The sequence below is a fragment of the Inquilinus sp. genome, assembly GCF_057815775.1.
On record NZ_JBYRFX010000191.1, the window covers coordinates 1 to 6,878 of the forward strand.

At 72.7% G+C, this 6,878-nt stretch carries 2 protein-coding genes; both read left to right on the forward strand.

Annotated elements, in window-relative coordinates:
* Positions 1-1,287, forward strand: a 1,287-nt coding sequence (locus tag AC3XYG_RS06820; RefSeq protein ID WP_489139056.1) for a mannose-1-phosphate guanylyltransferase/mannose-6-phosphate isomerase, incomplete at its 5' end; no start/stop codon positions are given.
* Positions 1,288-1,550: 263 nt separating this feature from the next.
* On the forward strand, positions 1,551-6,878 hold a 5,328-nt coding region (locus AC3XYG_RS06825; protein ID WP_489139057.1), incomplete at its 3' end, for a type I polyketide synthase.

Sequence of the window (6,878 nt, forward strand, 5' to 3'; positions counted from 1 at the left end):
GAGGCCGATGGCTTCGCACCGCCGGTGTTCATCTGCGCCGACGACCATCGCTTCGTCGTCGCCGAACAGATGCGCCAGATCGGCGTCGCGCCGGATGCCATCATCCTCGAGCCCGCCGCCCGCAACACCGCCCCGGCCGTCGCCGTCGCCGCCCGCTTCCTGGCCGACCGCGATCCCGACACGCTGATGCTGGTGCTGCCGGCCGACCATCATATCGCCGACCCCAAGGGCTTCCGCGCCGCCATCGCCGCCGCCGCCCCGGCCGCCCGCGCCGGCTATCTCATGACCTTCGGCATGCAGCCGACGGCACCCGAGACCGGCTACGGCTACATCCTGCCCGGCGATGCGATCGACGTCGCCCCGGCCGCGCGCGCCGTCTCCCGCTTCGTCGAGAAGCCGCCGCGCGAGACCGCCGAGCGCTTCCTGGCCGACGGCCACCATTTGTGGAACGCCGGCATCTTCCTGTTCACCGCCGGGCAGTATCTGGCCGAATGCGGCCGCCACGCCCCGGCGGTGCTGGCCGCCGCCGATGCCGCCCTGGCCGCCGCCGCCCGCGACCTGACCTTCCTGCGGCTGGACGCCGCGGCCTTCATCCAGGCGCCGTCGATCTCGATCGACCATGCGGTGATGGAAAAGACCGACCGCGCCGGCATCGTCCCGGCATCGATCGGCTGGACCGATGTCGGCTCCTGGTCGTCGCTGTGGGAGATCGGCGACCGCGACGCCGACGGCAACATCACCCAGGGCGACGCGATGGCACTCGACTCCCGGAATTGCCTGGTGCGCAGCGACGGCATCCTGACCGCCGTGATCGGCCTGGAAGATATCATCGTCATCGCCACCGACGATGCCGTGCTGGTCGCCGCTAAGGACAAGGTCCAGGACGTCAAGGCGATCACCGACCGGCTGAAGGCGGCCAAGCGGCCCGAGGCCGTGATCCATCGCGAAATCTACCGGCCCTGGGGGGCGGTCAAGTCGCTGCATGCCGGCGAGCGCTTCGAGGTCAAGCGCGTCATCGTCCATCCCGGCCAGCAGTTGGCATTGCAGCGGCACTATCACCGCGCCGAGCATTGGGTGGTTCTATCGGGCACCGCCCGCGTGACCATGGAAGGCCAGTCGCGCATCCTGCGTGAGAACGAAGCGGCCTACCTGCCGATCGGCGTCGACCACCGGCTGGAAAACCCCGGCCGCATCGACCTTGAGCTGATCGAGGTCCGGGCCGGCCCCTATCTCGGCGAAGACGACGTCGTCCGGCTCGACACCGCCGACGAGCTGCAATTCGGCTGAATCCTGTCGCAGGCCTCAAATGAGGGCGCCGGCGGGGAACATCCGGCGCCTTCGTTGATTACGCTGATCGCAGGGACGCATAGATTTCATATCCACGCTTCTGTTGGATTCGTAACCCGATACAGATTTCGTGGCTTCGATTCCTACGATAAGGTGTCCTTGCCGCTTCGATCCGCTGCCCGCCCATGCCGTTCCGTTGAGAGAAGCCCGACATGCCAGCAGGCCTACCGAGATCCCAGGATCAGACCTTTGCGGTGATCGGCATGTCCTGCCGCCTGCCGGGCGCGGCCAGCACCGATGAATTCTGGTCGCTGCTGCGGCAGGAGCGGTGCAGCATTTCCACCATCGGCAGCGACCGCTGGGCGGTCGAGCGGTTCTATCACCCGCGGCGGGGCGAACCCGGCCGCAGCTACACCATCTCCGCCGGGCTGATCGACGCGCCGCACGGCTTCGACGCCGCGGCCTTCCGGATCTCGCCACGCGAGGCCGAACAGATGGACCCGCAGCAGCGCGTGCTGCTGGAGCTGGTGTGGGAGGCGCTGGAGGATGCCGGCCTGCCGCCCTCAACCCTGGCCGGCCAGCCGGTCGGCGTCTTCGTCGGCGCGTCCTCGATCGACAGCTACACCATGATGGTGGGCGATGCCGGCGGCATCGACACCCATTTCATGACCGGCAATGCCGCATCGATCATCGCCAACCGCATCTCCTACGTCTACGACCTGCGTGGGCCCAGCCTGACCATCGACACCGCCTGCTCCTCCTCCCTCGTCGCGCTCGACGCGGCGGCCGGGGCCCTGGCGCGGGGCGAGGTCGAGATCGCCATCGTGGCCGGCATCAACATCCTGGGCTCGCCGCACGCCTTCTACGGCTTCTCCCGCGCCGGCATGCTGTCGCCGACCGGGCTGTGCCGGCCTTTTGCCGCCGCGGCGGACGGCTATGTCCGGGCCGAGGGCGGCGCCGCGCTGGTGCTGAGCCGCCCGGACGCCGCCCGGTCGCGCAGCCGGGCGCCACGGGTGATGGTGACGGCGACCGGCGTCAATTCGGACGGGCGCACCGTCGGCATGTCGCTGCCCTCCGCCGACGCCCAGCGCCAACTGCTGGAGCGGCTGTATGGCGAGGCCGGCATCGACCCGAACGCCCTGGCCTTCGTCGAGGCGCATGGCACCGGCACCCGGGTCGGCGACCCGGCCGAGGCCGAGGCGATCGGCCAGGCCCTGGGCCGGCGGCGCGACGCCCCGCTGCCGGTCGGGTCGGTCAAATCCAACATCGGCCATCTCGAACCGGCCTCCGGCCTCGCCGGGATGGTCAAGGCGATCCTGGCGATCGAGCACAAGCTGCTGCCGGCGACGCTGCATCTCGACGCCGTCAACCCGGACATCCCGTTCGACGCGCTGAACCTGGCGCCGGCGCACAAGCCGGTGGCGCTGGTGGCCACGGACCGCCCGATCATGGCCGGCGTGTCTTCCTTCGGCTTCGGCGGCACCAACGCCCATGCCGTGCTGCGGGCGCCGCGGGCCGACGAGATGCCGCCGGCACTGTCCGCGCCAACGGCCCGCGTCCTCATGCTGTCCGCCCATGGCGAGGAGGCGCTGCGCAGCCTGGCCGGCCGCTATGCCGATGCGCTGGACCGGCCCGGCACCGCCCCGGCCCGCATCGCCCAGCACGCGGCGCATGACCGGGACCTGCTGCCGCACCGCCTGGCGCTGCCGCTGGGCCGCGATGCCGGATCGCAGTTGCGCCGTTTCGCGGCGAACGACAAGGCGGCGCGGGTGCTGTCGGCACGCCAGGACGAGGCCGCCGGTCCCGTCTGCTTCGCCTTTTCCGGCAATGGCTCGCAATTCGCCGGCATGGGCCTGCGCGCCTATCGCACCAGCGCGGCCTTCCGCGACAGCCTGCACGATGTCGATGCCCGCTTCACTGCCGTCGCCGGCTGGTCGCTGGTCGAGGCGCTGCAGGATCCGGGGCTGGAGCAGCGGCTGCCCGCCACCTCGACCGCGCAGCCGCTGCTGTTCGCGGTGCAGGTCGCGCTGGCCGACGCCCTGGCCGCCGAAGGGCTGGTGCCGGCCATGGTGATCGGCCACAGCGTCGGCGAGGTCGCGGCGGCGGTGACGGCCGGGATGGTGACGCTGGACCAGGCAATCCAGATCATCCACTGGCGCAGCCAGTGCCAGGAACAGCTGCGCGGCCTGGGCACCATGGCGGTGCTGATGCTGCCGCGGCCGGAGGCGGAGCAGATGGCGGCCGAGGCCGGGCTGGCCGGGGTGGTGGTGGCCGCCGTCAACAGCCCGGTCTGCGTCACCATTTCCGGCCCGGCCGAGCAGGTCGAGACGCTGCTGGCGCTGGCGAAGCGGCGGCGGGTGGCAGCGCAGCGCGTGCCGGTCGAATACCCCTTCCATTCACCGCTGACGGCGCCGATCGAGGCACCGCTGCGGGCGGCGCTGCGCGGCATCGCCTCCCGCGACGGCCGCATTCCCTTCATTTCATCGGTAACGGGCGGCACACTGCCCGGCGCCGCGCTGGATGCCGAATACTGGTGGCAGAACATCCGCCAGCCCGTCGATTTCGACGCCGCGGCCCGCCATGCGCTGGCGCTCGGCGCCGGCCTGTTCGTCGAGATCGGGCCGCGGCCGGTGCTGACCGGCCATCTGCGCGATATCGCCGCCGCGGTCGGCCGTGAAGCCGCGATCCTGCCGACGCTGGACAATCGCCCGGCGGAAGAGCCGGAGCAGGATCCGGTCCAGCGCGCAGCGCTGCAGGTGCTGCTGCGCGGCGGCGCGATCGACCGGCAGGCGCAATTCGGCGACCGGCCCACCGGCCGCCAGCCCCTGCCCGCCTATCCCTGGCAGCGCCGCGACCTGCGCCAGCCCGCCACGGCCGAACGCGCCGATCTGGGGCTGGCCCGGCCGGCCCATCCGCTGCTCGGCACCCGGCTGAACGACACGGCGTCGGAATGGCGTGGCCTGCTGGATCCGGAGATCCTGCCCTATCTGGCCGACCACAAGGTGGCGGGCGAGGTGGTGGTACCAGCCGCGGCGCTGCTGGAGATGGCCATCGCCGCCGGCCGGCAATGGTTCGGTGCCGAGGCGATCGAGGTCGAGGATTTCGACATCCTCCAGGCCCTGGTCATCCCCGAGGGCGCGACCCGCGAGACGCTGCTGCGGCTGGCGCCCGGAACGGGTGCCGTCGAGGTCCTGGCCCGGCTGCGCCTGGCCGAGGAGGAGTGGACGCTGCACGCCCGCGGCCGGGTCGGCCCCAGCCCGGCGCCGGTCGAGGATCGCGACGACGCCGAGGACATCCCACTGCATCCGCTCCAGCCGGAAGCGGTCTATGACGCGGCCCGGTCGGCCGGGTTGGAGTATGGCCCGAGCTTCCGGCGCGTGGCCGCCCTGGCCACCGATGACGACCGGACAATCGCGCTGGAGCTGGCGCCGGAGGCCGCCGACAACGGGCTGTACGGCATGGCGCATGCGCTGCATCCCACGGCGCTGGACGCGGCCTTCCACGGCCTGTTCATCCTGTATGACCGGCTGGATGGCGGCGACGGCGGCGCCTTCCTGCCCGTCCGCTTCGCATCGCTGCGGGTGCATGCGACACGGCCGGTGCGGCAGGCCCGGCTGACCCTGCGGCGCGCCACCGCCCGGTCGATCCTGGCCGATATCGTGCTGCGGGACGCCGAAGGGCAGGTGGTGGCCGAGCTGCGTGGCGCGCGCTTCCAGCGCAGCGTGCTGAGCCTGCAACCCGGCCAGGACATCCTGTACCGGTCGGTGCGCCAGCCCTGGGACGACAGCGACAGCAGTGTGGCCCTGGCGGATCTCGACCGGGTCGCGGCCGGGCTGGCCGACCGGCACGAGGCCGGCGACGACTGGCTGCTGCTGGCGGCCTGGGCACGGTCGGCGGCCCACCAGGCCGTGCGGGCGGTGGCGGGTACGCGCCGCTTCACCATCGACCGGCTGTGCGCCGCCGGCCGGCTGGCCACTGCGGCCGTGCCGCGCTTCGAAACGCTGCTGCGGATCCTGGCCGAGTTCGGGCTGGCGACGGAGCAGGATGGCGCCTGGCATGTCGCCGCCGCCCGCCTGCCGGCGCCGGCCGCCATCCTGCGCTCGATCCTGGCCGACCATCCTGGGCGCGGCGCCGAGGCAACCATGGCCGCCCGGCTGAATCGGGATCTGGTCCCGGCCCTTCGCAGCGGGGAGTCGCTGACTTTCTCCAAGGGCATCGAGGCCCATCTCCGCGCGGCCTCGCCGCTGCTGGAGCTGGGGGCGGAGCTGGTCCGCCAGTTGTTGGCCGGCCGCGGCGCGACGCCGGTCGCGCTGCTGCTGGTCGACCCGGAGGGCGACCTGCTGCCGGCGATGCTGCCGCTGATCCGCGACGGCGCCGTCGCCGTGGCGGTGACCGGCCCGGACCTGGGCGCGCTGGCGGCGCTGGCCGCCCGCACGCCGCGCCGGAGCGGGCTGCGTATCCTGGACGATGAGACGGCCGGCGCGGCCGGCAGCTTCGATCTGGCATTGGCCGCCGGCCCCCTGCCGTCCGGCGATGCCGAGGCGGCCATGGCCCGGCGGCTGGCGGGGCTGCTGCGCCCCGAGGCGCCTATCGTCACGATCGAGACCGTCCCCGATGCGGTCACCGCCCTGCTGGCCAGCAACCTCGATGGGAGCGGATCCGGCCTGGTGCAGGCCGGCTTCCGGCCGGCGTCCCAGCACCAGGCCGGCACTGCCGGCGCGGCGGCGCAGATCTCGATCTGGCAGCGGCCTCGTCCCGCCGAGACGGAGCCTGCCGCTGGCCGATCGATCCTGATCCGACCACCGGCGGCGAAGGGTGCGGAGACCGAGCTGCTGGCCGATCTGGGCGACCATCTGCGCCGGCTGGGCCATGCGGTCCGGACCGACGAGACTGCCCTGGCCGCGCCTGACGACACCATCCTGCTGCCCGTCATGCTCGATGCCGCCCGCGACCCGGTCGCCTTCCTGGCAAGCACGATCCTCACCGTGCGCACCCAGTTGCAGGGCCTGCCGGCGGGCAAGAGCGCCCAGCCGCTGTGGCTGATTGCCCGCTGCGGCAAGCTGAACGGCAAGGCGGATGGCGGCCGCGGCCTGGCGGCGGCGCTGCGCGCGGTGGCCCGCACCCTGGCCAATGAATATCCGGCCCTGGCCATCCGTTTCGCCGAGATCGTCCCGGCCACGCCGGATGAGACGGCAGCCCCGATGCTGGCCCGGCTGGTCGATGCGGCCCCGGCGGACACCGAATTCGAGATCGGCCGGGACGGCATCTTCGTCAGCCGGGTCGAGCCGGCGCGCCCTGCCCCGCAGGCCGATGCGGCCGCGGACTGGGGCTCGCGCCTCGCCATCGCCGCGCCCGGCAGCCTGGGCCGCATCGGCTGGGCGGCGGAACGCCGGCGGGACCCCGCCCCTGGCGAAATCGAGATCGAGGTCGCCGCCAGTGGGCTGAACTTCCGCGACGTGATGTTCTCGCTCGGCCTGCTGCCCGACGATTATCTCGAGGACGGCTTCGCCGGCCCGACGCTGGGCTTCGAATGCGCCGGCACCGTCCGCCGCGTCGGGGCGGGCGTCGGCACGCTGCGGGAGGGCGACCGG